Here is a 23,748-nt window from a genome sequence, read left to right as displayed (position 1 = left end):
GAATTATTTTTGAAGTCCAAGCAAACTTATGTCTCTTTTTCAAAATGAGTTCGAACATATCCGAGAGCTAAGAAAGATAAGGCTACAACTCCAAGTCCAATAATCAAGAAAGAATAAAGATGAACACTTGGAAGCAAGGTCATCAAACCTTTCGCAATCGGCATAAAGAGAATAGCTAGTGTAAAAATGGTACTCAATACCCTACCCAGATATTCTCCATCAATCTTGGTCTGTACCTGTGTAAAGAAGTGAATATTAAAAATCGTCATAAAGAGTTCACAAATCAGGTTTCCAGAAAAGGCTAAAATATTGGGTAGTGGCAAACCCATCATGAAAACTCCTACTCCTGTTAAAATCAATAAGAACAAAAGTGTATTCATACTTGATTTAAATTTATTTGCTATCAGTGCTCCTATAATTGAGCCAATCGCACCCATGGTTAAGATAGTCGCATAAGCTCCTTCTACTCCATATAGTTTATTTGAAAAAGGAAGCAAAAACTCAAAAGCCGCAAAAAAGAAATTAACGCTGGAAGCCACTAACAGAAGAAAGAAAATCTCTTTTTGATGCCAGATATAGTGCAAGCCATCTTTGATATCCGCAAAAATATCTTTCCCAGTAAAAGGTTTCTTATCTTGAACCATTGGTTCTTCTTTTGGAAGTAAGGCCACTAGAACAAATGCTATAAAAAAAGTCAAAGCATCTAGTAAGAGCGTCAGATGGAGACTTGCGAATTGTAAAACCAGAAAAGAGAGTACAGGGGAACTCACACTGACAACCTGCAAGACCAACTCCAAACGAGAATTGTAGAGGACCAGTTCATCCTTCTCTACTAATTCTGTGATAATGGCCTTATTTGCAGGTCTAGAAAAGGCAAAAGCAATAGCCTGAACAATGTTGGCAAAAATCAAAGCCCCAATCATCCAGCTATCATTCCTTATGAAAGAAATAGCCAGACAAAGAATTCCACAAACAAGGTCTGCCGCCATTAAAATCTTACGACGAGAAAAACGGTCTGAAATGACTCCACCAAAGGGATTTACGAGAATAGATGTGACGAGTTCAGAGATCTGATACATTCCTAAAACTGTCTGTCCGATAGTTCCCATGGAAGCCAACCAAACACTATTTCCATAATCATAGAGCATATTCCCTATCTTGTTAACAGCTCCACGGCTAATCAACTGTACTGCATAGCGATTCATATAAAAACTCCTCTCAAATTTTGAAACTATTGTATCAAAACTGAAAGGAGCTTTTTATTTTTTCCCTTATTTGGGAAAATTAATCTTTGACAAATTTTTCGTAGTGTTCCTGATAATAGGCTACTTGCTCTGGAAGACCTAGCACGTCAAAAATATGCATGGCCTCTTGCATTTGGCTACAACCTTCTTTACACTGTCCCTTTTGATACAAGGCAAAACCTTTTAAATAATGAAAAACATTACGCTCATAAAGCTTAATACCTTTACCAATAATCTTCTCTGTATAAGTCTCAAAATAGCTTGCATTGTCAAAAGAAAGATGCTCTAAACAATGCTGGTAACAATTGAGGGCCAAAATCAACACCAATCTCTTATGACGACCAATCTCTTGGTAAAACTCCTCCCTCTCCATAACTTCTCTACCAATCCGAGTGACATAGTCCACATCGTAGAAACTATAGAGGTTACCGAAAAGAATCAATTCATACATGGTCCATTCTTCTGTTTTGAAGAGATAATCTGCTACCTTATCCAAATCATCCTGCTTCATCTCATAAGTCGCATCTCTTTGACAAATCAGACCTTGTAGCAAAATCCAATTCAGCTCAAAATAAAGGGGATTCGTCGAACTCTTAGCCTTTTCAAGTTGTTCTTCTTGAAGCTTTTGAAAACCTACAATATCATTTGAGTAGTAAAGCGGAATAATTTGTCCCATCATGGCAACATGTTCATGATTGTGAAAATTCCTAGCCTTATCCATGAAATTTTCGATTGTGACATGAATGTTATCCAAAATCTCAAAGAAACGCGAGACTGCTAGGTCAGACTCCCCAAGCTCAAAGCGAGATAACTGAGAGGTAGAGCAAGACTCCCCTGCCGCCTCCTTTAAAGAATAATTTCCACTCGTCCGAAATTCACGAAATACTTTTCCAAGATGTTCCATCTTTACACCCTTTTTTACAAAATAAACATTCAAAATTAATGAATTAACGATAAGATATTTGCGACTTAGTTACTTCAATATTTCTATCAACGAATTTTATATAGGGAGCAACAAAATCAATATCATCACATTTAGGACCAAGTTTAATTTTGGAATATTTTAGTTCTTTGCCAATATAAGCATATAGACCAGGAATCACACTATTAGAACTTTCGCTAGAAAAAATAACATCTTCGTTGCCTTCATAAGATTGAATAATTCTATATTCATTTTCATAGCTGTAATCTGCATCTTTAAACAAATAACGAATGTCATCAATTAGGTTTAATGCTGATAAAAAGATACCTTCTTTTTCTTTATCATCGTCATAATTTTTAATTTCATTAAATGCTGATTTTATTGAATTTATTTCTTCCTCTAGTAAATCTTCCTTAACATTATAACAAACTTTATAAATTTCTATTCCATCTTTTATTAAGCTTTTAATGTACTCAGAATGATATGTTAGATTAATCCCTTTTGCATCATCACCATACTGCTTCCACATTGGAAGACTATCATCTAGATTTTGTTCACCTCCAGTTTGTGTCATAGAAGCAAAGAAGAACGGCGATGTATCATAATCGGTTTCAGACAGCTTCTCTTTCTCAATACCTATGAAATTGAGAAATGTATATCCTTCATTTGGATCATTCATTTGTCTGGCATTGCTAAGCCGTAATCTAGGATAATTATTTTTATCATCAGTTTTATAAAGCAAAAATTTTAATGTATTTAGGGAAGTATAGTGAATAAAACTGTCATCGTTTGTAGTTCGAGAGTATCTTAATTTGTCCTTAATTTTCTTAACACTAGTTGATATTTTTCCTAAATCTTCATTTTTAATGGTCTCTAGCTCTGACTTTAATTGATCAAAATTAGTTCTTTCAAGTAAGGAAAGTAATAAATCAATACCATTTTGATGTTGGCCATAGTTTAGATTATCTAAAAAATATCTGGCTAATTTATTTAATAATTCAAAATTAAAATTACACCCTCCAACAATTTTGAAAACTAACTTTTTATTATCCTCAGTTATTTCATCATCCATTAATATTTCCAAAATATAATCAAAAATAAGTTCTAAATATTTCTCAGTTGAAACACAATTACCAACATTTAATTCTGAATCGATTCTTTGTATTTCACTATTAAAATCTATTATATCTTCACTTTTTGTTATCCCATCATTTCTTAAGAGAGCTTTCTTTACTCCACTATTTTCTTTTATATCTTCTGGTATATCATTAAGTGTTAAATCATTGTGCTCTTTTAGAAAATCATCATAGTAATCCTGTGAAAATTCATACAATTTTTGATAAAACTCTAGATTACAAGCTAAAGAATATTTTTGATTCCTATCAAAATCATCTTTAGATAATTCAAAAATAGATTTAATTCCATCCGCATTCTCTTGTTCTTCTATTTCAGATTCATAAATTCTATAACTACCTATGTATCTTTCACTACAATCATTATCATAATAATAAACACTAAAAGTAATATTATAACCATAGTCATTCCAATTATCTTTAAAAAAAACAAAACTATCTGAAAATGTCTTATTGGTTACTTTCTTATATTCTGTGTTAAAATATCTAAATTCTACCATCTGTTTTCTCCTTTTACACCTGCTCCGATAATTCTTCCCATTCAAGCATAGCTTCTTCCTGACGGTGGCTGATTTTGTCCAGCTCAGCCTGTAATTCCATCAGTTTATCGGCATCATTTGTCTCCAACATTTGTTCAGAAATGGCTTGGCTTTGACTTTCTAGCTCTTCAATTTCAGCTTCTAGACTTTCGATTTGTCTCATGAGCTTGCGAACTTCTTTTTGACTTTCTTTCTGGGCCTGATAGTCATTAACTGGGCTTGCTTCCTTTGCTTGATTGCTAGTTGAAGCTTCCTCAGTCTGACTCATTTCTACTTCTGCTTTCTTCTCGACATAGTAATCGTAATCTCCAAGGTAGAGAGTTGAACCATTCTCAGACAATTCTAGAACATGAGTTGCTACACGATTGATAAAGTAACGGTCGTGGCTGACGAAGAGAAGAGTTCCATCGAAGTCAATCAAGGCATTTTCCAACACTTCCTTGCTATCAATATCCAAGTGGTTGGTCGGCTCATCCAGAATCAAGAAGTTGTTGTTTTCCATAGACAATTTAGCTAAAAGCAAACGAGCTTTTTCGCCACCTGACAACATGCCGACTGATTTTTTAACATCATCACCAGAGAAAAGGAAGGCACCTAGACGGTTGCGGATTTCAACTTCTGGTGTCAGTTTGAAATCATTCCAGAGTTCATTCAGCACCGTATTACTTGGTGTCAGCTTACTTTGGGTTTGGTCATAGTAACCAACCTCAACATTAGCGCCAAAGCGCTTTTCTCCCTTGATAAAAGGAATCTGGTCAACAATAGACTTGATAAAGGTTGACTTGCCGATTCCATTTGGACCAACGATGGCAACAGCATTCATCTTACGAAGGTCTAGGTTGATAGGTTGTGACAATATTTCCCCATCATAGCCAATAGCCGCATTTTCAACAGTCAATACAACATTGCCCGACGTTTTTTCAGACTGGAAGGTCATGTTGGCTGCTTTCTTACTAGCTTCAGGCTTGTCCAAACGTTCCATTTTTTCCAGTTGTTTACGTCGAGATTGGGCACGTTTAGTCGTTGAAGCTCGGACTAGATTACGATTGACAAAGTCTTCCAGAGCCGCGATTTCCTTCTGTTGCTTTTCATAGTTTTTTGCCTCAGTAGCTAGTTTTTGTTCTTTCAACTCGACAAAACGAGAGTAATTACCCACATAACGATCCAAGGAATGCTTGGTCAAATCTAGCGTAATTGTCGCAACCTTGTCCAAGAAGTAACGGTCGTGGCTGACAATAATAAGGGCACCGCTATAGTTTACCAAGTAATTCTCTAGCCAGGCAATGGTTTCAATATCCAAGTGGTTGGTTGGCTCGTCTAGTACCAAGAGATTGGGCTTTTCTAGGAGCATTTTGGCTAGAGCCAAACGAGTATTTTGACCGCCAGAAAGCTCGCCAATTTTCATCTGCCACATAGACTCATCAAACTTGAATCCATTCAAAATAGCTCGAATATCAGCTTCATAGGTAAAGCCACCTGCTTGGCGAAAATTCTCAGATAAGCGGTCGTAATCTGACATCAGTTTATCCAAAGCCTCACCAGACTTTTCTCCCATCTCCAACTCCATCTGACGAAGTTGCTTCTCAGTTTGACGTAGGTCATCAAAGACATGAAGCATCTCATCGTAGATGGTGTTTTCAGACTCAAAACGGCTATCTTGGGCTAGGTAAGACAGAGAAATATCTTTTTTCTTATTGATTTCTCCACTTGTTGGCTCCTCTTCTCCAACCAAAATCTTCAAAAGAGTAGACTTACCCGCACCATTTTTCCCAACAAGAGCAATCCTGTCTCGTTCATCAACCTGCAAGTTGATATTATCAAAAAGAACCTCTCCTGCAAAAGAACGTTCAATTTTATTAGCTTGTAAAATAATCATACAAGTAGTATAGCATGTTTCCCTAAGGCATTCAAGACTTGATAAACCGGCATATGTCACCACCATTCTGAAATTTATGCTAAGGTTTTACTAAAATGCTAAAAAATGCTATAATGTGAACGGTTAAAACAATTTACAAAAGGAGAATTTTAATGTCTTACCAAGAAAATTACCAGAAATGGGTTGATTTTGCGGATCTTCCTGACTACCTTCGTCAAGATTTGGAAAATATGGATGAAAAAACAAAGGAAGATGCCTTCTATACTAATCTTGAATTTGGTACTGCAGGTATGCGTGGCTTGATTGGTGCTGGTACAAACCGCATCAACATCTACGTTGTTCGCCAAGCTACTGAAGGATTGGCTCGTTTGATTGAGTCAAAAGGTGGAAACGAAAAAGAACGTGGTGTGGCAATCGCTTACGATAGCCGTCACTTCTCACCTGAGTTTGCCTTTGAATCTGCAGCAGTTCTTGCTAAACACGGTATCAAATCTTACGTTTTTGAAAGCCTTCGTCCAACTCCAGAACTATCATTTGCAGTTCGTCACCTCAACTGTTTCGCAGGTATCATGGTTACAGCCAGCCATAACCCTGCTCCATTTAACGGTTACAAGGTTTACGGTGAAGACGGTGGACAAATGCCTCCACACGATGCAGACGCTTTGACTACTTATATCCGTGCAATCGAAAACCCATTTGCAGTTGAAGTTGCTGATGTGGAAGCTGAAAAAGCTTCTGGCTTAATTGAAGTCATCGGCGAAGCTGTCGATGCAGAATACCTCAAAGAAGTTAAGGACGTTAACATCAACCCAACCTTGATTGAAGAATTTGGTAAAGACATGAAGATTGTCTACACACCACTACATGGTACTGGTGAAATGTTGGCTCGTCGTGCTCTTGCCCAAGCAGGATTTGATTCTGTTCAAGTCGTTGAAGCACAAGCAACTGCTGACCCTGACTTCTCTACTGTAAAATCTCCAAACCCAGAAAGCCAAGCAGCCTTTGCTCTTGCTGAAGAACTTGGTCGTCAAGTTGGTGCAGATGTTCTTGTCGCAACTGACCCTGACGCTGACCGTGTTGGTGTTGAAGTTCTTCAAAAAGATGGTAGCTACCTCAACCTTTCAGGTAACCAAATCGGTGCTATCATGGCTAAATACATCTTGGAAGCACACAAAAACGCAGGAACTCTTCCTGAAAATGCGGCTCTCTGCAAATCTATCGTATCAACTGACTTGGTAACAAAGATTGCTGAAAGCTACGGCGCAACCATGTTCAACGTTTTGACAGGTTTCAAATTTATCGCTGAGAAAATCCAAGAATTCGAAGAAAAACACAATCACACTTACATGATGGGATTTGAAGAAAGCTTCGGTTACTTGATTAAACCATTCGTACGTGATAAAGACGCTATCCAAGCCGTTCTTGTCGTTGCTGAACTTGCTGCTTACTACCGTTCTCGTGGTTTGACTCTTGCTGACGGTATCGAAGAAATCTACAAAGAGTACGGCTACTACGCTGAAAAGACTATCTCTGTTACCCTTTCAGGTGTCGATGGTGCTGAACAAATCAAAGCGATTATGGCTAAATTCCGCAATAATGCTCCAAAAGAATGGAATGCAACAGCTATCACTGTCGTAGAAGACTTCAAAGCTCAAACAGCTACTGCTGCTGACAGTACTGTTACAAACTTGACAACTCCTCCAAGTGATGTGTTGAAATACACACTTGCTGACGGTTCATGGATTGCCGTTCGCCCTTCAGGTACAGAACCAAAAATCAAGTTCTACATTGCAGTTGTAGGTGAAACCAACGAAGAATCACAAGCTAAGATTGCTAATATCGAAGCAGAAATCAATGCATTTGTAAAATAAAACACTAGAAAAGATGAGACCAACCAATCTCATCTTTTTTTCGTATCAAATCTAAGCAATTTTAGAAACTTTATGGCATACTAGACTTATCAATGAAAGCGAGGTAATCTCATGGAACAATTTTTAGATAATATCAAAGACCTTGAAGTCACTACAGTTGCGCGTGCGCAAGAAGCTCTTGATAAAAAAGAAACTGCAACCTTCTTTATCGGTCGTAAAACTTGCCCTTACTGCCGTAAATTTGCTGGTACATTGTCAGGTGTCGTAGCTGAAACCAAAGCTCACATTTACTTCATCAACAGTGAAGAATCAAGCCAACTCAATGAGTTGCAAGAATTCCGCTCACGCTACGGAATACCAACTGTACCAGGCTTCGTTCACATTGCAGATGGACAAATCAATGTCCGTTGCGACTCTTCAATGTCAGCACAAGAAATCAAAGAATTTGCAGGATTGTAAAATATATAAAAAGAAGGCTCTCGCCTTCTTTTTATATATCTGTCAATGGTGTTGCGGTATCTGGTGATGTATCGTAAACCTTAAAGTCTACTCCTACACCTAAATCAGCTTGGGCTAGCTGATTGACCATGGTCATGTGAGCCAGTTCCTTGATATTATTTTCCTTAGATAAATGTCCAAGGTAGATTTTCTTAGTGCGATTCCCAAGTGTCCGAATCATTGCTTCAGCACCATCCTCGTTAGAAAGATGCCCCAGATCAGATAGGATTCGTTGTTTGAGTCGCCAAGCGTAAGAACCTGCTCGCAAAATCTCTACATCATGGTTGGACTCGATAAGGTAGCCATCTGCATTTTCGACAATCCCTGCCATACGGTCACTCACATAACCTGTATCAGTCAGCATGACAAAACTCTTATCATCCTTCATAAAGCGATAAAACTGCGGTGCAACCGCATCGTGGCTAACACCAAAACTCTCGATGTCGATATCTCCAAAGGTTTTGGTTTTACCCATTTCAAAGATATGCTTTTGCGAAAAATCTACCTTTCCAAGGTACTTGCTATTTTCCATTGCTTGCCAGGTCTTTTCATTGGCATAAAGATCCATACCATACTTGCGAGCCAAAACTCCCACTCCGTGGATATGGTCTGAATGCTCATGTGTAATCAAGATGGCATCCAGGTCCTCGGGTTTACGGTTAATTTCAGCAAGTAGGCTGGTAATTTTCTTACCAGACAAGCCTGCATCCACTAAAAGCTTCTTTTTAGGGGTTTCCAGATAAAAGGAATTTCCACTGGAACCCGACGCTAAAATACTGTATTTAAAGCCTGTTTCACTCATTCTAGTCTTCTACTTCGTCCTCCCATACTTCTTCTTTCACTGCATCCTTATCATAAGGTAACACAATGGTGAAGGTTGATCCCTTACCGTATTCACTCTTGGCCCAAATAAAGCCCTTATGTTGTTTGATAATTTCTTTAGCAATGGACAGTCCTAGGCCTGTACCACCTTGGGCACGACTTCTGGCACGATCAACACGATAAAAACGGTCAAAAATACGTGGTAAATCCTGCTTAGGAATACCCAAACCTTGGTCTGAGATAGATAAAATCATCTGATCATCAGTTGTCTTCATGGTCACTGTGATTTTCCCACCATCTGGTGAATACTTAATGGCATTGTTAAGAATATTATCAATCACCTGCGTCATTTTGTCTGTATCAATTTCAATCCAGACAGACGTAATCGGATAATCTCTAACCAATTCGTATTTCTTCTCTTCATCTGATCCCCTCATCTTATCAAAACGGTTAAGAATAAAGGTAATAAAGGCAGTAAAGTTAATCAGTTCCACATCTAGGTGACTGGTCGCATTATCAATCCGTGAAAGATGGAGAAGATCTGTCACCATTCGCATCATACGGTTGGTTTCGTCTAGAGATACCTTGATAAAGTCTGGCGCTACAGGTTCTGACAAGGCACCCTCATCCAAGGCTTCAAGATAGGATTTTACGCTGGTCAGAGGCGTCCGTAGCTCATGACTAACGTTGGAAACAAAGAGTCTTCGTTCTCGTTCTTCCTTCTCCTGCTCCGTCGTATCGTGTAAAACTGCAACCAAACCTGAGATAAAGCCAGACTCACGACGCACCAAGGCAAAGCGTACACGAAGGCTCAGATACTCACCATTGTCATCCTGAGAATCAATCATAAGCTCAGGAACTTGGGTAATCAAATCACGAAGTTCATACTCATCTTCAATCTTAAGCAATTCTAGAATACTTTTATTGAGAACCTCTTCTTTCTGAACACCTAGCTGTTTCTTAGCCATGTCATTAATCATAGTAATCTTGCCACGACGATTGGTTGCAAGGACTCCGTCTGTCATGTATGAGAGGATACTGTGCAATCGTTTACTCTCTTGTTCCAGATTTTCTTGGGTCAAACGGATTACTTCTGATAAATCATTAAGATTATTGGTAATATTAGTGATTTCAGAGCTTCCCTGCATATCCAATACCTGCGAATAATCTCCTGCAATCAAGTCTTTAACTTTTTGATTAATCTGCTTCAACCGAATATTATCCCGCCGATTTTCTAGTAAGAGCAAGGTAACAATCAAGATAAAACCCAATAAAATTAAAATGAAGATAAAATCACTAGTAAGAATATTTTTTCTAATCAATTCAATCATTATTTCTCATATAATAACCAACACCACGACGTGTTAGGATATACTCTGGACGACTAGGTGTATCTTCAATCTTCTCACGCAAACGTCTGATAGTTACGTCAACAGTCCGAACATCTCCGAAATAATCATAACCCCAGACCGTTTCAAGCAAATGTTCACGTGTAATCACTTGACCAATATGAGAAGCTAAATGGTATAAGAGTTCAAATTCACGGTGGGTTAAATCTAGTTCTTCACCGTATTTCTTAGCTACATAAGCATCTGGCACAATCTCCAAGTCCCCAATTTGCAAGGGTTGGGTTTTCTTTTCATCTGACTCTTGATTATCTACAGAAGCCAAGTCCGTGCGACGAAGAAGAGCTTTAACACGTGCCTGCAACTCACGATTTGAGAAGGGTTTTGTCACATAGTCATCCGCTCCAAGCTCTAAACCGATAACCTTATCAAACTCACTATCTTTAGCCGACAGCATGATAATAGGCACACTACTCGTCTTGCGAATAGTCTTAGCAACTTCTAACCCATCAATTTCTGGAAGCATCAAATCCAGAATAATAATATCTGGCTGCTCTGCTTCAAATTGTTCTAGCGCTTCACGACCGTTAAAAGCAGTTACAACCTCGTAACCTTCCTTGGTCATATTAAACTTGATAATGTCCGAGATTGGTTTTTCATCATCTACAATTAATATTTTTTTCATTTGTTCACCTTTTTCTCTACTATTATACCAAAAAAATAAAAAGAAGACACAATAGCTAGTCTTTGCTACTGTCTAAGTTGGCTTGTGCATAAGCCTGCCAGATTTTTTGTTGGGGTTTAGCAAGTGGAACATTCTTGAATTCTTCTGGTGAAAGCCAGCGAACTTCCCTATCTGAAAAATCATGGAAATCACTCACTTGCCCTGCTACAATTTGAACATGCCACTTGCGATGACTAAAGATATGCTTAACAGTCTCAAAATAAATATCAAGCCAATCAACATCTAAGTCATAGTCCTGCTGGAAACTCTCTTCTGGACTGGGTCCAAAATTCACACTTTCTTCTGCAACCTGATGAAAGAGGTCAAACTGCTCTTCTTGCGAAAAGTTATCAACTTCTATCAAGGGGAAATGCCAAAAACCTGCCAATAGCTTTTCACTTTCATTTTTTTCAAGTAAAAATTGTCCTTGAGCATTTTTGACCACCAAGGCTTTGAGATAAATGGGAACTGGCTTTTTCTTGGGAGCCTTGATTGGATAACGGTCCATTGTGCCATTCTGATATGCCGCACTAAAGTCCTTAACTGGGCTTTCTTCTGGTCTGGGATTTACAGGAGCCTCAATATCTGAGCCCAAGTCCATCAAGGCTTGATTAAAGTCACCCGGACGCTCTGGGTCAATCAAGATTTCCATCATTGCCTGAAAAATTTTGCGATTACTTGGAATGCCAATATCGTGATTGACTTCAAACAGACGCGCCAAAACCCGCATGACATTACCATCTACAGCTGGCTCAGGCAAGTTAAAAGCAATACTGGAAATGGCTCCTGCTGTGTAAGGTCCAATTCCTTTCAAGCTGGAAATTCCTTCATAGGTATGTGGAAATTGACCACCAAAGTCAGTCATAATCTGCTGGGCTGCAGCCTGCATATTGCGAACTCTAGAATAATAACCCAAGCCTTCCCAAGCCTTCAACAAACGTTCTTCAGGAGCTGTTGCCAAACTTTTAACTGTTGGAAACCAGTCCAAGAATCGTTCGTAATAAGGAATAACCGTATCTACCCTAGTCTGCTGGAGCATAATTTCAGACACCCAAATATGATAAGGATTTTTACTCCTACGCCACGGCAAATCTCTTTTATTTTCATCATACCAGTTGAGAAGTTTCTCACGAAAAGAAATGATCTTCTCCTCCGGCCACATGACGATACCGTATTCTTTCAAATCTAACATATCTATAGTATAACACAGAAGATTCTAACTGTCCTTTTCCTAGTATTAATACTCTTCGAAAATCAAATTCAAACCACGTCAACGTCGCCTTGCCGTACTCAAGTACAGCCTGCGGCTAGTTTCCTAGTTTGCTCTTTGATTTTCATTGAGTATAAAAAGCCTCTTTCCAAGGGGAAAGAGGACTAAATATTATTGATGAACAGCTTGGGCTGCTGTGATAAGAGTCAACTTGTAGACATCATCAGCATTACATCCACGAGAAAGGTCGTTAACAGGCTTGTTCAAACCTTGCAAAACAGGTCCAACAGCCGCAAAACCACCAAGACGTTCAGCCATCTTGTATCCGATATTTCCAGCCTCAATACCTGGGAAGATGAAGACATTTGCTTGACCAGCTACTGTACTTCCAGGAGCTTTCAAAGCTGCAGTTTCAGGAACAAAGGCTGCATCAAATTGCAACTCACCATCGATTTCAAGGTCAGGGCGCAAGTCGTGAGCAATTTTAGTTGCTTCAACAACCTTATCAACGCTTTCTCCAAATCCTGAACCTTTAGTAGAATAGCTTAGCATAGCGATTTTAGGCTCGATGCCAAACATCTTAGCTGTGATTGCCGAGTTGATTGCAATCTCAGCCAAGGCTTCTGCATCTGGATTGATATTGATAGCACAGTCCCCAAAGAGGTAACGTTCCGTACCACGAACCATGAGGAAGGCTCCTGAAGTACGAGTTACGTTTGGACGAGTTTTAATGATTTGTAGAGCTGGACGAACTGTTGACGCTGTTGAGTGAATCGCACCTGATACCATTCCATCAACCAAGCCCAAGTAAACTAACATAACACCAAAATAGTTGACATCTTCAACCAAAACCTTGCGTGCATCTTCTTCAGACATTTTGCCCTTGCGACGCTCTACCAAGGCAGCAACCATTTCTTCAAATTTATCGTAGTGTTGAGGGTCGATGACTTCATAACCATCTTCGATACCTTCGATTTCAAGATAAATTTTAATTTTTTCAGGATTTCCAAGCAAAACAGGAATTACTTCTGTTTCTTTTACCAGACGTTTAGTCGCTTGAAGAATACGAGGTTCTTCCCCTTCAGGGAGAACGATACGAGCATTTTTACCAACCAAGTTGGCTTTGAGACTTTCAAAAACTTCCATGAGTTTTCTCCTTTAAGATAATAATTATACTCTGAAACAGTTTTTATAGAGTATTAGTTGATAACTGGGTAATAAGGTTGCTAAAATCATCTGGCAAGGGACTTTCTAACTGCAAGTCTTGCTCTAAAAATGGATGATAAAAGGATAGGTAATGGCAATGCAGGGCCTGACGTTGGATGCCGTCGTCCAGACTACCACCATACAAATCATCTCCCAACAAAGGAAATCCAATATGAGAAAAATGGACCCGGATTTGATGGGTTCGTCCAGTATGCAGGCGAATATCAACCAAGTGAATATTTCCATAAGAAGCTACAATCTTGTAAGAAGTATGGGCATACTTTCCGCCTTTAGCCACTCGTCTGGTAATAATGGAGTCTTCATCACGCGCAATCGGAGCAATAATTTCCCCCTCTGACTCCAAATATCCATCACCTTTAACCAAAGCAAAGTAGCGTTTCTCGATAGATTTCTTCTGCAACTGCTTGTCTAATCGTGCATGGGCATAGCCGTGTTTGGCAAAGAGCATCAAGCCAGAAGTATCACGATCAAGTCTAGTCACAATGTGAACCTGCTGATTTTCATAGTTTTGCTTAACGTAGTAACCCTTGATAAAATTGGCAATGGTATTGGAGTGATTGACACTAGGAATAGACGCCACTCCATAGGGTTTATTCAAGACTAGAAAATGGTCATCCTCATAGAGAATATCCAGTGGGCGCTCGATTGCTTCTAGAGTTTCAAAGCCTTCCTCAGCGGGAATGTCAATGGTAACTCGATCTCCAAGATCCAATAGATACGTTGCATTTTGCGGTTGGTCATTGACTAGAATAGCTCCACCCCGAAACTTAATCTTGGCCAGAAGCCCCTTCGAAACCTCGTGCTTTTTCAAAAAGGTCTTAACCTTGACATGTTCATCTGCGATAAATTCAAACTTCATTCGTCTACCTCGCCGATGAAAGCATCTTTAACACGATTCCAAAAACTGGTGTGACTCGGCGACGCGACAAAGTGAATCTTATGATGGTCGATTTGATATTCGATTCGTTCAATATTGCGGAAGGAATAAACGCTATTGTCAACAGAAATAGTATGGTAATCGTTTCTCGTTGGGATAAGTTCAATCTTATCCTTCTTAGGAACAATAATAGATGAACCCAGCGTTCGATAGACACGATTATTAAGGCTGGCAATTTCCGTCAACTGAAGAGCTTCAATGGTAGGATGTAAAACAGCTCCACCGAGAGACTTGTTATAGGCTGTACTACCAGTCGGCGTCGAAACTGTTAGCCCATCTCCACGAAAACGTTCAAAGTGGACACCATTAATCACAACATCCGCCACCATGGTTCGATCCGACCTGCGGATACTGGCTTCATTTAGTGCTCTGAAAATCTTAACTTCACCATTTTCAAGAAAGACCTTCACATTCAGAACAGGGTATGATACCTTTGCCCCAGTATCTAGCTGCAAATTAGTCACTAGCTTGTCCAACTCAAAATCACGGTAGTCCGTATAGAAGCCCAAATGTCCAGTGTGAACACCGATAAAGCGTACCTTATCAAGTTGGTTTTCGTACTTATGAAAGGCCGACAAGAGCATACCATCCCCACCAATGGAGATTACAATGTCCGGATTGGTATCATTGAGTATAAACTGATTTCTCTTCAAACGATCTCGCAATTCATACAAAACCCTTTGACTCTGCGGTTTTCTATTGGCTATCAGGTCAATTCGTTTACCTGTATTCTTCATCTGTATCGTCACTGTTTCCTACACCGTCATTTAATTTTCTACTCAAAGGATCAAAAAGAGCCTGGGCTTCCTGAATATCATCTCGAATTTTACCCATTTCTTCATCCAACTGATGGGCAATTTTGGCGGTAATTTCCAGTCTCTTTTTAATTTCCTCTGGGAAATCCCCTTGGTACTTGTAGTTGAGAGAATGTTCTATTGTTGCCCAGAAATTCATGGCCAAGGTACGAATCTGAATTTCCGCCAAAATGGTCTTGGCTCCATTGATGGTATCAACCGAATATTCAACTACCACATGGTAGGAACGATAGCCTGAGGATTTTCGATGAGTAATGTAATCGCGCTCCTGTATGATCCGCATATCCTGACGTTTGCGCAAAATCTCCACTACTTCCTTGACGTCATCTACAAACTGAACCATCACACGCAAGCCAGCAATATCCTGCAAATCGTGCTCTAAGGTCGCATAAGTAATGCCACGACGAGCCATTTTTTCCTTAATGCTCTCAATTGGCTTGACTCGACCAGTCACAAACTCAATTGGAGAATGCTTATTTTGTTTACGATATTGCTTACGAATACCACGAAGTTTAATCTTTAACTCACCAACAGCTTGAATGTAAGGATCTAGAAATTCTTCCCATTCTAAGGTCATATATTCTCCCTTATTCTCATATTATCCTTCAAAAATATCTTTGATTTTTTCTCCAGATTCATATACAATAAATACAATGCTTATTATACCATAAATCCGCTTTCAACGATAAAGAAAAGGTAAGAAAAATGAAACATTTAGAAATTGAATTGAAAACACTCTTGAAAAAAGATGAATACAATCGTCTCAAAGACCAGTTCACAGACGTCACTCCTGTTCTTCAAAAAAATTACTACATAGACACACCTGATTTTGAGCTGCGAGAAAAGAAAGTTGCTATGCGCATTCGAACCTTTGAAGACTGGGCAGAATTGACACTCAAAGTCCCGCAAAGTGTTGGAAACATGGAATACAATCAAAAATTGCAACTAAAAGATGCTGAAAACTATCTGAGCAAGGAAGAACTTCCTCAAGGGCTTGTGCTAGATGAATTGGCTAAACATGGTATCCAAAGTAAAAAATGGCAGGTCCTTGGTTGTCTAACAACGCTTCGCTATGAAATGCAAACAGCTATCGGTCTCATGGCGCTGGATGAAAGTCAGTACTTTGATATTACAGATTACGAATTAGAGCTTGAAGTTGAAAATCACGAGCAAGGGAAACAAGATTTCCAGCAATTTTTAGAGGAAAATCAGATTGCTTATCAAAAAGCTCCCTCAAAATTGGTCCGATTTGTCAAAAGCATGAAAAATAGCTGAAATAATCTCTATTTTTTGGTAAAATAGAAAAGATAAAATACAAAAATCCCAGTTCATATAGGCTAGGCAGATATGACTAGGATTTAAAAAGTTTACAGAGGACGGTCTATAATGTCAGATAGAAAAAACATGAAACTTTTCGCACTCAACTCTAACCAAGAGATTGCACAGAAAATTGCTCAAGCTGTTGGTGTCCCACTTGGAAAACTATCATCACGTCAATTTTCAGACGGAGAAATTCAAGTAAATATTGAAGAAAGTGTCCGTGGTTATGATGTTTACATCATCCAATCAACAAGTTTCCCTGTTAACAACCACCTAATGGAATTGCTTATCATGGTCGACGCTTGTGTGCGTGCAAGTGCCCACAGCATCAACGTAGTCCTTCCATATTTTGGCTATGCACGTCAAGACCGCATCGCTTCACCTCGTGAGCCACTTACAGCAAAACTGGTTGCCAATATGCTAGTTAAGGCTGGTGTTGATCGTATCCTTACGCTTGATTTACATGCCGTTCAGGTTCAAGGATTCTTTGATATTCCTGTCGATAACCTTTTCACAGTTCCCCTATTTGCAAAACATTATTGCGATAAGGGCTTACTTGGTTCAGATGTTGTTGTTGTCAGCCCTAAAAATTCAGGTGTGAAACGCGCTCGTAGCTTGGCTGAATATCTTGATGCTCCTATCGCCATTATCGACTACCCACAAGACGATGCAACTCGCAACGAAGGTTATATCATCGGTGATGTTGAAGGTAAGAAAGCTATCTTGATTGACGATATTTTAAATACAGGACGTACCTTCTCTGAAGCTGCTAAAATCGTTGAACGTGAAGGTGCTACAGAAATTTATGCTGTTTCTAGCCACGGCCTCTTCGTCGAAGGAGCTGCTGAACTTCTTGACAATACTAATATTAAAGAAATTCTTGTGACTGATTCAGTAGCAACAAAAGAAAAAACTCCTAAAAACGTATGCTACATCACTGCTAGTGAGTTAATTGGTGATGCTATCGTCCGTATCCACGAAAGAAAACCAGTCAGCCCACTCTTTGCTTACAACAAAAAGAAATAAGGTGATTCTTTGATTTATTTGGACAATGCTGCAACGACTCCCATGTCAGCAGTTGCTATTTCAGCGATGACCAAGGTGATGCAAGAAACCCATGGCAATCCATCTAGTATTCATGGTCATGGTCGTCAAGCTGGCAAACTCTTGCGAGAAGCCCGTCAGGAACTAGCTCAGTTACTGGGGACAAAACCTCAACATATCTTTTTCACTTCTGGTGGGACAGAAGGCAACAATACTGCCATCATTGGCTACTGCCTTCGTCATCAAGAACAAGGAAAACATATCATCACAACTGCCATTGAGCACCATGCCGTCCTTGAAACAATTGATTACTTGGTTCAACACTTTGGGTTTGAAGTAACCATTATTCAGCCAGAAAATCAAGAAATCTTAGCCCAGCAAATTCAAAAAGCTTTACGTGATGATACGATTTTGGTTTCTACCATGTTTGCCAATAATGAAACTGGAAACCTACTTCCCATTGCTGAAATTGGCCAAATACTCAAGCAACACCCTGCTGCCTATCATGTTGATGCAGTTCAGGCTATTGGTAAAATCCCTATACACCCAGAAGAATTGGGCATTGATTTTCTCACTGCTTCTGCCCACAAGTTCCATGGTCCTAAGGGAATCGGCTTTCTCTACGCATCTAGCATGGATTTTGATTCCTATCTACATGGCGGAGACCAAGAACAGAAAAAACGTGCAGGGACTGAAAATCTGGCTGCCATCGTAGGCATGCTTGCGGCCCTAAAAGAAGACCTAGAAAAGCAAGAAGACAATTTTCAACATGTACAAAATCTAGAAACTGCCTTTCTTGCAGAGCTAGAGGGAGTTCAGTATTACTTGAATAGAGGACAACATCATCTCCCTTATGTTCTCAATATTGGATTTCCTGGCCAGAAAAACGACCTCTTACTCCTTCGTCTAGATTTAGCTGGAATTTCAATCTCTACTGGCTCAGCCTGTACTGCAGGCATTGTACAATCCAGCCATGTTCTTGAAGCCATGTACGGGGCAAATTCAAAACGCTTGAAGGAATCCGTTCGTATCAGTTTGTCGCCAGAAAATACTGTTGAAGACCTACATACCCTCGCAAAAACCTTAAAAGAAATTATCGGAGGTTAGCCATATGGCATTTGAAAAAACCATTCAGTTAAAAAATTGTCGTTACGACTACACTCTTAGTCCTTCTGTTAAGAAATTCACCCTTAAGGACAACACATTTTTTGAGACAAAAGTTGGTAACTATGAACTAACTCGCCTGCTTGAAAAGGTTCCAAACAGCGGTGAGGGATTCCAGCTCAAAATCATCATTAACAAGGAACTTACAGGTGCTAAAATCAATATCACTGACAAGTTTGGGCTACGTCTAGTTGATATTTTCAAATCAGAAGACCACCACATTCATCAGGAAAAATTCTATTTCCTCATGGATAGCTTGGTAGAACGTGGTGTCTTTACAAAATCGGAAAGATAGAGCCAAAATGTTTGAACTGACCTATAAGGATAACTATCATGTAGAGCGGACTCTAAAGTATGAGGATTACGAGGCTCTCATGCTGGCTCTATCAGGATGTGTGACTCTACCAGATACACTTTATGTGACTTCTCTGACTTTTAAGGGCCAGAAAGTTTATCAGGGTCTGGTCGGAGACCTCTACCGTTTTCTATCACATGCAGATTTTTTACATCAAAACTAAGATTTTTCTTAGTTTTTTCTTATTTTTGTTGATTTTTTCACAATGTTTCTATAAAATAGAAGAATAGAAAGGTTGTGATTTTGTGAAAGATAAACAGTCTGCTATTCCAAAAGCAACAGCGAAAAGACTCTCTCTCTACTATCGAATTTTTAAGAGATTTCATGCAGAAAAGATTGAACGTGCCAACTCTAAACAAATTGCAGAGGCCATTGGGATTGACTCAGCGACCGTACGTCGTGATTTTTCCTATTTTGGTGAACTAGGTCGTCGTGGTTTTGGCTATGATGTCAAAAAACTGATGACGTTTTTTGCCGATTTGCTCAATGATAACTCTATTACCAATGTCATGCTTGTTGGTATTGGAAATATGGGCCATGCCCTTCTCCACTACCGCTTCCACGAGCGTAACAAGATGAAGATTATCATGGCCTTTGACCTAGATGACCATCCTGAAGTTGGTAGCCAAACTCCTGATGGGATTCCTATTTACGGAATTTCTCAAATCAAGGATAAAATCAAGGATGCTGATGTGAAGACTGCTATCTTGACTGTTCCCAGCGTCAAGTCACAAGAGGTTGCCAATCTCTTGGTAGATGCTGGCGTGAAAGGAATTCTCAGTTTTTCACCAGTCCATCTGCATTTACCAAAAGACGTGGTCGTTCAGTATGTTGATTTGACAAGTGAACTCCAAACCCTCCTCTACTTCATGCGAAAAGAGGATTAGAAAGCGAAAATCATTTTATGAAAAAACCAGTTATTGGGATTACAGGAAACGAAAAAACTCATCCAGATGATGACATCATGATGAGCTACGCAACAAAAGGCTTTGTTGAAGGCGTTAAAGACGCTGGAGGGATTCCCATCATCCTACCGATTGGTGATCAAGAAATGGCCTACCACTATATCAGTATGATTGACAAGCTCATCTTGACAGGTGGTCAAAATGTTGATCCAAAATTCTATGGTGAAACAAAAACCATCGATAGCGATGACTACCACCTTCAAAGGGATATCTTTGAACTGGCCCTCATCAAGGAAGCTATTAAACAGAAAAAGCCAATTTTTTCTGTCTGTCGTGGAACTCAACTCTTTAACGTTGCCATGGGTGGAACTTTGTACCAAGATATCGAAGACCATTGGCAGGATTGTTCTGCTGAGTACACAACTCAACGCTTGATGACAGAGCCTGATACAGTTCTTCGAGAAATCTATGGAGAAATTTCGCATATTAACTCCTTCCACCATCAGAGCATCAAGGATTTAGCACCAAATTTAAAGATTGCGGCCCATGATCCTCAAGATGGCATCATTGAAGCTGTCATGAGTACGGATGATGTTGCCTTTCTCGGTGTGCAATGGCACCCAGAATTTCTATTTGAAAATCGCCCCAAGGATAAAAACCTCTTTGACTATGTCGTTAATGAACTTTAGATTAAATCTGTCTTTTCACGATAACTAAAGTAATTAGAATGAGAGACAATCAAATGGTCCAAGAGGACAATCCCCATCAGTTCGCAGGCTTCTTTGACAAGTTTAGTGACATGATCATCATTTCGGCTAGGCGCTACCGCTCCTGAAGGATGATTGTGAACCAAGATGAGAGAAGTCGCCATATGCTTGATTGCATAGTGAAGGATCTCTCGCGGTTCAGCGATACTACGAGTTGCAGAACCGATGAAAATGGTCTGTTGATGGATGATTTGATTTTGAGTATTGAGATAGAGCGCCACCAGGTGCTCTTGTTTTTTATGTCCCAACTCCTGCTGCATCTTCTTGGCCAACTTTTGGCTACTAAGAATACTTTCCAACTCAATAGTCTCATGTTTATGAATACGATGCCCCAGTTCAATCATAGCTTGTAATTCTATGGACTTAACACGACCTATACCAGACAGACTCTGCAATTCCTGCAGGGTCATTTTTTTCAAATCCGTTAGGCTTGAAAGATTGTTCAAGACTTTCTGGGCAATTTCAAAAACACTGACTTGACGTGTTCCTGTCCTAAGTAAAATAGCTAGCAACTCTTGATTACTGAGCGCTTCTACTCCTTCCTTAGCTAGTCTTTCTCTTGGTAATAGTGAATCTTCTTGAAATGAAATACTATACATAAAAATCCTCCTCACTTTATTATTCGTGAGAAGGATGGAAAATTAGATTTTTTTCTCAATTGGAGCCACACTGGCTAAAAGTTTTTTCAAACCTACTTCTGGGAAATTGATTTTTAATTCCTGAGTAGCACCGCTACCTGAAACTTCCAGAACAGTTCCCTCTCCCCACTTCTTGTGGAGGGCAATGTCACCAATGGACCAATTTGCCTCGCTAGACGCTGATTTTGCTCCAGCTGTAAATTGACCAAATGGGAGACCACTTGACTGGATAGATTTTGGTGCAGCATTGCGTTTCCGTTCTTGAAGAGCTTGAGCCAAACTCATACCTTGACCAAAGGCAAGACCACCACTGCTATAAGATGCCTTAAAGCTTGTATTGGCTGGACGAGCCAATCCTTGATACTCAAGTAAGTCTGAACTGATTTCGTTAATAAAACGAGTTGGACGGTTGTAGTTGGTACGACCAAAAAGCAGGCGTGAGTTGGCATTGGTCAGATAGAGAATTTTCTCTGCACGCGTGATACCTACATAGGCTAGACGGCGTTCTTCTTCTAATTCATCTTGATCTTCAGCTGCACGGCTAAGCGGAAAGACATTTTCTTCCATCCCAATCAAAAAGACAACTGGAAACTCGAGACCTTTGGCAGCGTGTAGGGTCATCAGGGTCACTTCTGATGTCTCCTGACTACCTGAATCTGTGTCTGCAATTAAGGCCAAATCATTTAAGAAACGACTCAGTTTATCCAGACCAGTTTCCTCTTCTGGCCCATCAGAGGTGTCATCAAAGTTTTTCGTCACAGAAAGGAACTCTTCAATATTTTCAACCCGAGCCTTGCTTTCTAAAGTCGCTTGAGCATTTAGAATATCGACGTAACCTGTTTTTTCTAGGACGGCCTCAACCAACTCAGTAATGCTTAAGTGGTCCAGTTGCTCCCGCAAATCCAGAATCATATTGGCAAAATCCCAGATAGACTGGGCTGCTTTACCCTTGATACCAGACAACATGATGTTTGCAGAAGCATCTAGCATGGACATGTCTTGCATATTCGCAAAGTCACGAATTTTCTCGACTGTACCTGGCCCAATTCCACGTTTAGGCTCGTTGATAATACGCTCAAAACTGATATTGTCACTCAAATTGGCAATAAGATTGAGGTAAGCGATAATATCTCGGATTTCCTTACGGCTGTAGAACTTGGTTCCGCCAACCATGGTATAAGGGATATTTGACTTGAGCAAGGCTTCCTCAATAGTACGGGACTGCGCATTAGTACGATAAAGAACTGCAAAATCCTTGTGAAGGAAGTTTTGGTTGCGACCCAGTTCATCGATGGTTTTGGCTACAAATACAGCCTCATCTATTTCATCATTAGCACGATAGTAAACGATTTGCTCCCCATCAGCATTCTGGGTCCAGAGATTCTTAGGACGGCGGTTTTTATTATTTTTAATAACCTCGTTAGCCGCTTGGAGAATGGTTTTAGTTGAGCGGTAATTCTCCTCCAACAAAACAACCTTGGCTTGGGGATAATCCTTTTCGAAGTCCAAGATATTCTGCATATCAGCACCACGCCAACCGTAGATAGACTGGTCCGCATCCCCAACCACACAGATGTTTTTTAAGCGCGAAGCCAAGAGTTTGACCAATTGGTACTGGGCATGGTTGGTATCTTGGTACTCATCAACGTGGATGTATTGGAATTTCTGTTGATAGCAGGTCAAAACATCAGGATTTTGATCAAAGAGACGCAAGGTCAGCATAATCAAATCATCAAAGTCAACAGACTCAGACTGACGAAGCTCTTTTTGATAAGCCGTGTAACACTGGGCCACGATTTGCGTATACATATCGCCAGCTTGGGCAGCATAGGCAACATCATCAATCAAATCATTCTTAGCATTGGAAATGGTCCCCAAAATAGTTCGTTCATTCCATTTTTTAGGATCCAAGTTCAACTGTTTAAGAATGCGTTTCATGAGCGTTCGCTGTTCACCAGGATCTACAATAGTGAAATTGCGGTTGTAGCCAATATAGTCCGCATCGCGACGCAAAATACGAACACACATGGAGTGGAAGGTCGCAATCAGACAGTCCTGAGTGGCTGGATTGAGGCTATAAGCACGCTCCTTCATCTCACGCGCAGCCTTATTAGTAAAGGTAATGGCCAAGATATTCCAAGGATTGACCAGCTTTTCATCAATCAAATAAGCGATACGGTGGGTCAAAACACGGGTCTTTCCAGAACCAGCCCCTGCCATGATTAACAAGGGACCTTCTGTCGTTTGCACCGCCTCAGCCTGACGGTCATTCATTCCATTTAATAATGCGTTCATCTTCTCTTCCTTACTCTTGAAGTCAATATTTCTATTATATCAGAATTCAAGGAAAATATCTTTACCTAGACTGGTTACGTGTAGAAGGCAACTTCT

Annotated in this window: 23 protein-coding genes; 9 read left to right on the top strand and 14 right to left on the bottom strand. The window is 39.8% G+C overall.

Translation table 11 applies throughout. The features are described from left to right. Positions 1 to 26 precede the first annotated feature (26 nt). The 4 genes from D7D53_RS03930 to D7D53_RS03915 form a co-directional block, all read right to left on the bottom strand. Positions 27 to 1,205, bottom strand: coding sequence for an MFS transporter (locus D7D53_RS03930; RefSeq protein ID WP_120770201.1), 1,179 nt, complete (start codon positions 1,203 to 1,205; stop codon positions 27 to 29). Positions 1,206 to 1,284: 79 nt separating this feature from the next. Beyond that, entirely contained in the window at positions 1,285 to 2,148 is an 864-nt protein-coding gene (locus D7D53_RS03925) for an Rgg family transcriptional regulator (RefSeq protein WP_120770200.1), read from the bottom strand. Positions 2,149 to 2,191: 43 nt separating this feature from the next. After that, positions 2,192 to 3,799 carry a DUF2971 domain-containing protein gene (locus D7D53_RS03920; protein WP_120770199.1) on the bottom strand — a complete coding sequence of 536 codons (1,608 nt, stop codon included), beginning with the start codon at positions 3,797 to 3,799 and terminating at the stop codon, positions 2,192 to 2,194. A gap of 13 nt (positions 3,800 to 3,812) precedes the next feature. Continuing rightward, a complete protein-coding gene (locus D7D53_RS03915; protein ID WP_120770198.1) occupies positions 3,813 to 5,714 on the bottom strand; it encodes an ABC-F family ATP-binding cassette domain-containing protein in 1,902 nt (633 codons plus the stop codon). 152 nt (positions 5,715 to 5,866) lie between these two features. Between D7D53_RS03915 and D7D53_RS03910 the strand changes: the two genes are divergently transcribed. Then, a complete protein-coding gene (locus D7D53_RS03910) occupies positions 5,867 to 7,585 on the top strand; it encodes a phospho-sugar mutase (protein ID WP_120770197.1) in 1,719 nt (572 codons plus the stop codon). Positions 7,586 to 7,696: 111 nt separating this feature from the next. Further along, positions 7,697 to 8,044, top strand: a complete 348-nt coding sequence (locus D7D53_RS03905; RefSeq protein WP_120770196.1) for a DUF6568 family protein — start codon at positions 7,697 to 7,699, stop codon at positions 8,042 to 8,044. A 31-nt stretch (positions 8,045 to 8,075) separates the two neighbouring features. Here D7D53_RS03905 and D7D53_RS03900 read toward each other — a convergent pair whose 3' ends face one another. The 8 genes from D7D53_RS03900 to yjbM form a co-directional block, all read right to left on the bottom strand. Next, complete coding sequence (locus D7D53_RS03900; protein ID WP_120770195.1) at positions 8,076 to 8,885, bottom strand: MBL fold metallo-hydrolase; 810 nt, start codon at positions 8,883 to 8,885, stop codon at positions 8,076 to 8,078. A gap of 1 nt (position 8,886) precedes the next feature. After that, entirely contained in the window at positions 8,887 to 10,236 is a 1,350-nt protein-coding gene (gene vicK, locus D7D53_RS03895; RefSeq protein ID WP_120770194.1) for a cell wall metabolism sensor histidine kinase VicK, read from the bottom strand. Beyond that, positions 10,229 to 10,936: a response regulator YycF gene (gene yycF, locus D7D53_RS03890; protein WP_033681745.1), complete on the bottom strand. Its 708-nt coding sequence runs from the start codon at positions 10,934 to 10,936 to the stop codon at positions 10,229 to 10,231. Before yycF ends, vicK begins: the two co-directional genes overlap by 8 nt. Before the next feature lie 55 nt (positions 10,937 to 10,991). Further along, on the bottom strand, positions 10,992 to 12,167 hold the full coding sequence (gene mutY, locus D7D53_RS03885; RefSeq protein WP_120770193.1) for an A/G-specific adenine glycosylase: 1,176 nt from the start codon (positions 12,165 to 12,167) through the stop codon (positions 10,992 to 10,994). Between the two features lie 189 nt (positions 12,168 to 12,356). Further along, positions 12,357 to 13,331, bottom strand: a complete 975-nt coding sequence (gene pta / locus D7D53_RS03870) for a phosphate acetyltransferase (protein ID WP_000451571.1) — start codon at positions 13,329 to 13,331, stop codon at positions 12,357 to 12,359. Between the two features lie 43 nt (positions 13,332 to 13,374). Beyond that, positions 13,375 to 14,271 carry an RluA family pseudouridine synthase gene (locus D7D53_RS03865; RefSeq protein ID WP_120770192.1) on the bottom strand — a complete coding sequence of 299 codons (897 nt, stop codon included), beginning with the start codon at positions 14,269 to 14,271 and terminating at the stop codon, positions 13,375 to 13,377. Further along, complete coding sequence (locus tag D7D53_RS03860) at positions 14,268 to 15,086, bottom strand: NAD kinase (RefSeq protein ID WP_033681742.1); 819 nt, start codon at positions 15,084 to 15,086, stop codon at positions 14,268 to 14,270. The genes D7D53_RS03865 and D7D53_RS03860 overlap by 4 nt, the downstream gene beginning before the upstream one ends. Further along, positions 15,070 to 15,741, bottom strand: coding sequence for a GTP diphosphokinase (gene yjbM, locus D7D53_RS03855; RefSeq protein WP_070527712.1), 672 nt, complete (start codon positions 15,739 to 15,741; stop codon positions 15,070 to 15,072). Before yjbM ends, D7D53_RS03860 begins: the two co-directional genes overlap by 17 nt. Before the next feature lie 128 nt (positions 15,742 to 15,869). Here yjbM and D7D53_RS03850 point away from each other — a divergent pair, with 128 nt between their 5' ends. From D7D53_RS03850 to D7D53_RS03820, 7 genes are all read left to right on the top strand, one after another. Further along, complete coding sequence (locus tag D7D53_RS03850) at positions 15,870 to 16,439, top strand: CYTH domain-containing protein (protein WP_120770191.1); 570 nt, start codon at positions 15,870 to 15,872, stop codon at positions 16,437 to 16,439. Between the two features lie 111 nt (positions 16,440 to 16,550). Further along, complete coding sequence (locus D7D53_RS03845; protein WP_001283818.1) at positions 16,551 to 17,510, top strand: ribose-phosphate diphosphokinase; 960 nt, start codon at positions 16,551 to 16,553, stop codon at positions 17,508 to 17,510. 9 nt (positions 17,511 to 17,519) lie between these two features. Further along, positions 17,520 to 18,635, top strand: a complete 1,116-nt coding sequence (locus D7D53_RS03840; RefSeq protein ID WP_120770190.1) for a cysteine desulfurase family protein — start codon at positions 17,520 to 17,522, stop codon at positions 18,633 to 18,635. A 4-nt stretch (positions 18,636 to 18,639) separates the two neighbouring features. Continuing rightward, positions 18,640 to 18,987, top strand: coding sequence for a DUF1831 domain-containing protein (locus D7D53_RS03835; protein WP_000863540.1), 348 nt, complete (start codon positions 18,640 to 18,642; stop codon positions 18,985 to 18,987). A gap of 7 nt (positions 18,988 to 18,994) precedes the next feature. Further along, positions 18,995 to 19,210 carry a DUF4649 family protein gene (locus D7D53_RS03830; RefSeq protein ID WP_060628213.1) on the top strand — a complete coding sequence of 72 codons (216 nt, stop codon included), beginning with the start codon at positions 18,995 to 18,997 and terminating at the stop codon, positions 19,208 to 19,210. Between the two features lie 82 nt (positions 19,211 to 19,292). Next, positions 19,293 to 19,934, top strand: coding sequence for a redox-sensing transcriptional repressor Rex (locus tag D7D53_RS03825; RefSeq protein ID WP_000653414.1), 642 nt, complete (start codon positions 19,293 to 19,295; stop codon positions 19,932 to 19,934). Positions 19,935 to 19,951: 17 nt separating this feature from the next. Beyond that, a complete protein-coding gene (locus D7D53_RS03820) occupies positions 19,952 to 20,641 on the top strand; it encodes a gamma-glutamyl-gamma-aminobutyrate hydrolase family protein (protein WP_120770188.1) in 690 nt (229 codons plus the stop codon). Here the strand turns inward: D7D53_RS03820 and radC are convergent. Both radC and pcrA read right to left on the bottom strand, forming a co-directional pair. Next, complete coding sequence (gene radC / locus D7D53_RS03815) at positions 20,638 to 21,318, bottom strand: RadC family protein (protein WP_120770187.1); 681 nt, start codon at positions 21,316 to 21,318, stop codon at positions 20,638 to 20,640. The two genes, D7D53_RS03820 and radC, sit on opposite strands and share 4 nt — an antisense overlap. A gap of 42 nt (positions 21,319 to 21,360) precedes the next feature. Then, positions 21,361 to 23,652 (bottom strand): DNA helicase PcrA, encoded by a 2,292-nt coding sequence (pcrA, locus tag D7D53_RS03810; RefSeq protein WP_120770186.1) that lies wholly within the window; start codon positions 23,650 to 23,652, stop codon positions 21,361 to 21,363. Positions 23,653 to 23,748: the final 96 nt, after the last annotated feature.

It is taken from the genome of Streptococcus gwangjuense, from assembly GCF_003627155.1.
Classification (GTDB): domain Bacteria; phylum Bacillota; class Bacilli; order Lactobacillales; family Streptococcaceae; genus Streptococcus; species Streptococcus gwangjuensis.
The sequence above is the reverse complement of the archived record's forward strand: the minus strand, read 5'-3'. Positions and strand labels throughout refer to the sequence as shown.

Excerpts from the sequence above, each read along its gene's own strand:
- D7D53_RS03930 (WP_120770201.1), bottom strand. The coding sequence starts at position 1,205 with ATGAATCGCTATGCAGTACAGTTGATTAGCCGTGGAGCTGTTAACAAG.
- D7D53_RS03925 (WP_120770200.1), bottom strand. The coding sequence starts at position 2,148 with ATGGAACATCTTGGAAAAGTATTTCGTGAATTTCGGACGAGTGGAAAT.
- D7D53_RS03920 (WP_120770199.1), bottom strand. The coding sequence starts at position 3,799 with ATGGTAGAATTTAGATATTTTAACACAGAATATAAGAAAGTAACCAAT.
- D7D53_RS03915 (WP_120770198.1), bottom strand. The coding sequence starts at position 5,714 with ATGATTATTTTACAAGCTAATAAAATTGAACGTTCTTTTGCAGGAGAG.
- D7D53_RS03910 (WP_120770197.1), top strand. The coding sequence starts at position 5,867 with ATGTCTTACCAAGAAAATTACCAGAAATGGGTTGATTTTGCGGATCTT.
- D7D53_RS03905 (WP_120770196.1), top strand. The coding sequence starts at position 7,697 with ATGGAACAATTTTTAGATAATATCAAAGACCTTGAAGTCACTACAGTT.
- D7D53_RS03900 (WP_120770195.1), bottom strand. The coding sequence starts at position 8,885 with ATGAGTGAAACAGGCTTTAAATACAGTATTTTAGCGTCGGGTTCCAGT.
- vicK (WP_120770194.1), bottom strand. The coding sequence starts at position 10,236 with ATGATTGAATTGATTAGAAAAAATATTCTTACTAGTGATTTTATCTTC.
- yycF (WP_033681745.1), bottom strand. The coding sequence starts at position 10,936 with ATGAAAAAAATATTAATTGTAGATGATGAAAAACCAATCTCGGACATT.
- mutY (WP_120770193.1), bottom strand. The coding sequence starts at position 12,167 with ATGTTAGATTTGAAAGAATACGGTATCGTCATGTGGCCGGAGGAGAAG.
- pta (WP_000451571.1), bottom strand. The coding sequence starts at position 13,331 with ATGGAAGTTTTTGAAAGTCTCAAAGCCAACTTGGTTGGTAAAAATGCT.
- D7D53_RS03865 (WP_120770192.1), bottom strand. The coding sequence starts at position 14,271 with ATGAAGTTTGAATTTATCGCAGATGAACATGTCAAGGTTAAGACCTTT.
- D7D53_RS03860 (WP_033681742.1), bottom strand. The coding sequence starts at position 15,086 with ATGAAGAATACAGGTAAACGAATTGACCTGATAGCCAATAGAAAACCG.
- yjbM (WP_070527712.1), bottom strand. The coding sequence starts at position 15,741 with ATGACCTTAGAATGGGAAGAATTTCTAGATCCTTACATTCAAGCTGTT.
- D7D53_RS03850 (WP_120770191.1), top strand. The coding sequence starts at position 15,870 with ATGAAACATTTAGAAATTGAATTGAAAACACTCTTGAAAAAAGATGAA.
- D7D53_RS03845 (WP_001283818.1), top strand. The coding sequence starts at position 16,551 with ATGTCAGATAGAAAAAACATGAAACTTTTCGCACTCAACTCTAACCAA.
- D7D53_RS03835 (WP_000863540.1), top strand. The coding sequence starts at position 18,640 with ATGGCATTTGAAAAAACCATTCAGTTAAAAAATTGTCGTTACGACTAC.
- D7D53_RS03830 (WP_060628213.1), top strand. The coding sequence starts at position 18,995 with ATGTTTGAACTGACCTATAAGGATAACTATCATGTAGAGCGGACTCTA.
- D7D53_RS03820 (WP_120770188.1), top strand. The coding sequence starts at position 19,952 with ATGAAAAAACCAGTTATTGGGATTACAGGAAACGAAAAAACTCATCCA.
- radC (WP_120770187.1), bottom strand. The coding sequence starts at position 21,318 with ATGTATAGTATTTCATTTCAAGAAGATTCACTATTACCAAGAGAAAGA.
- pcrA (WP_120770186.1), bottom strand. The coding sequence starts at position 23,652 with ATGAACGCATTATTAAATGGAATGAATGACCGTCAGGCTGAGGCGGTG.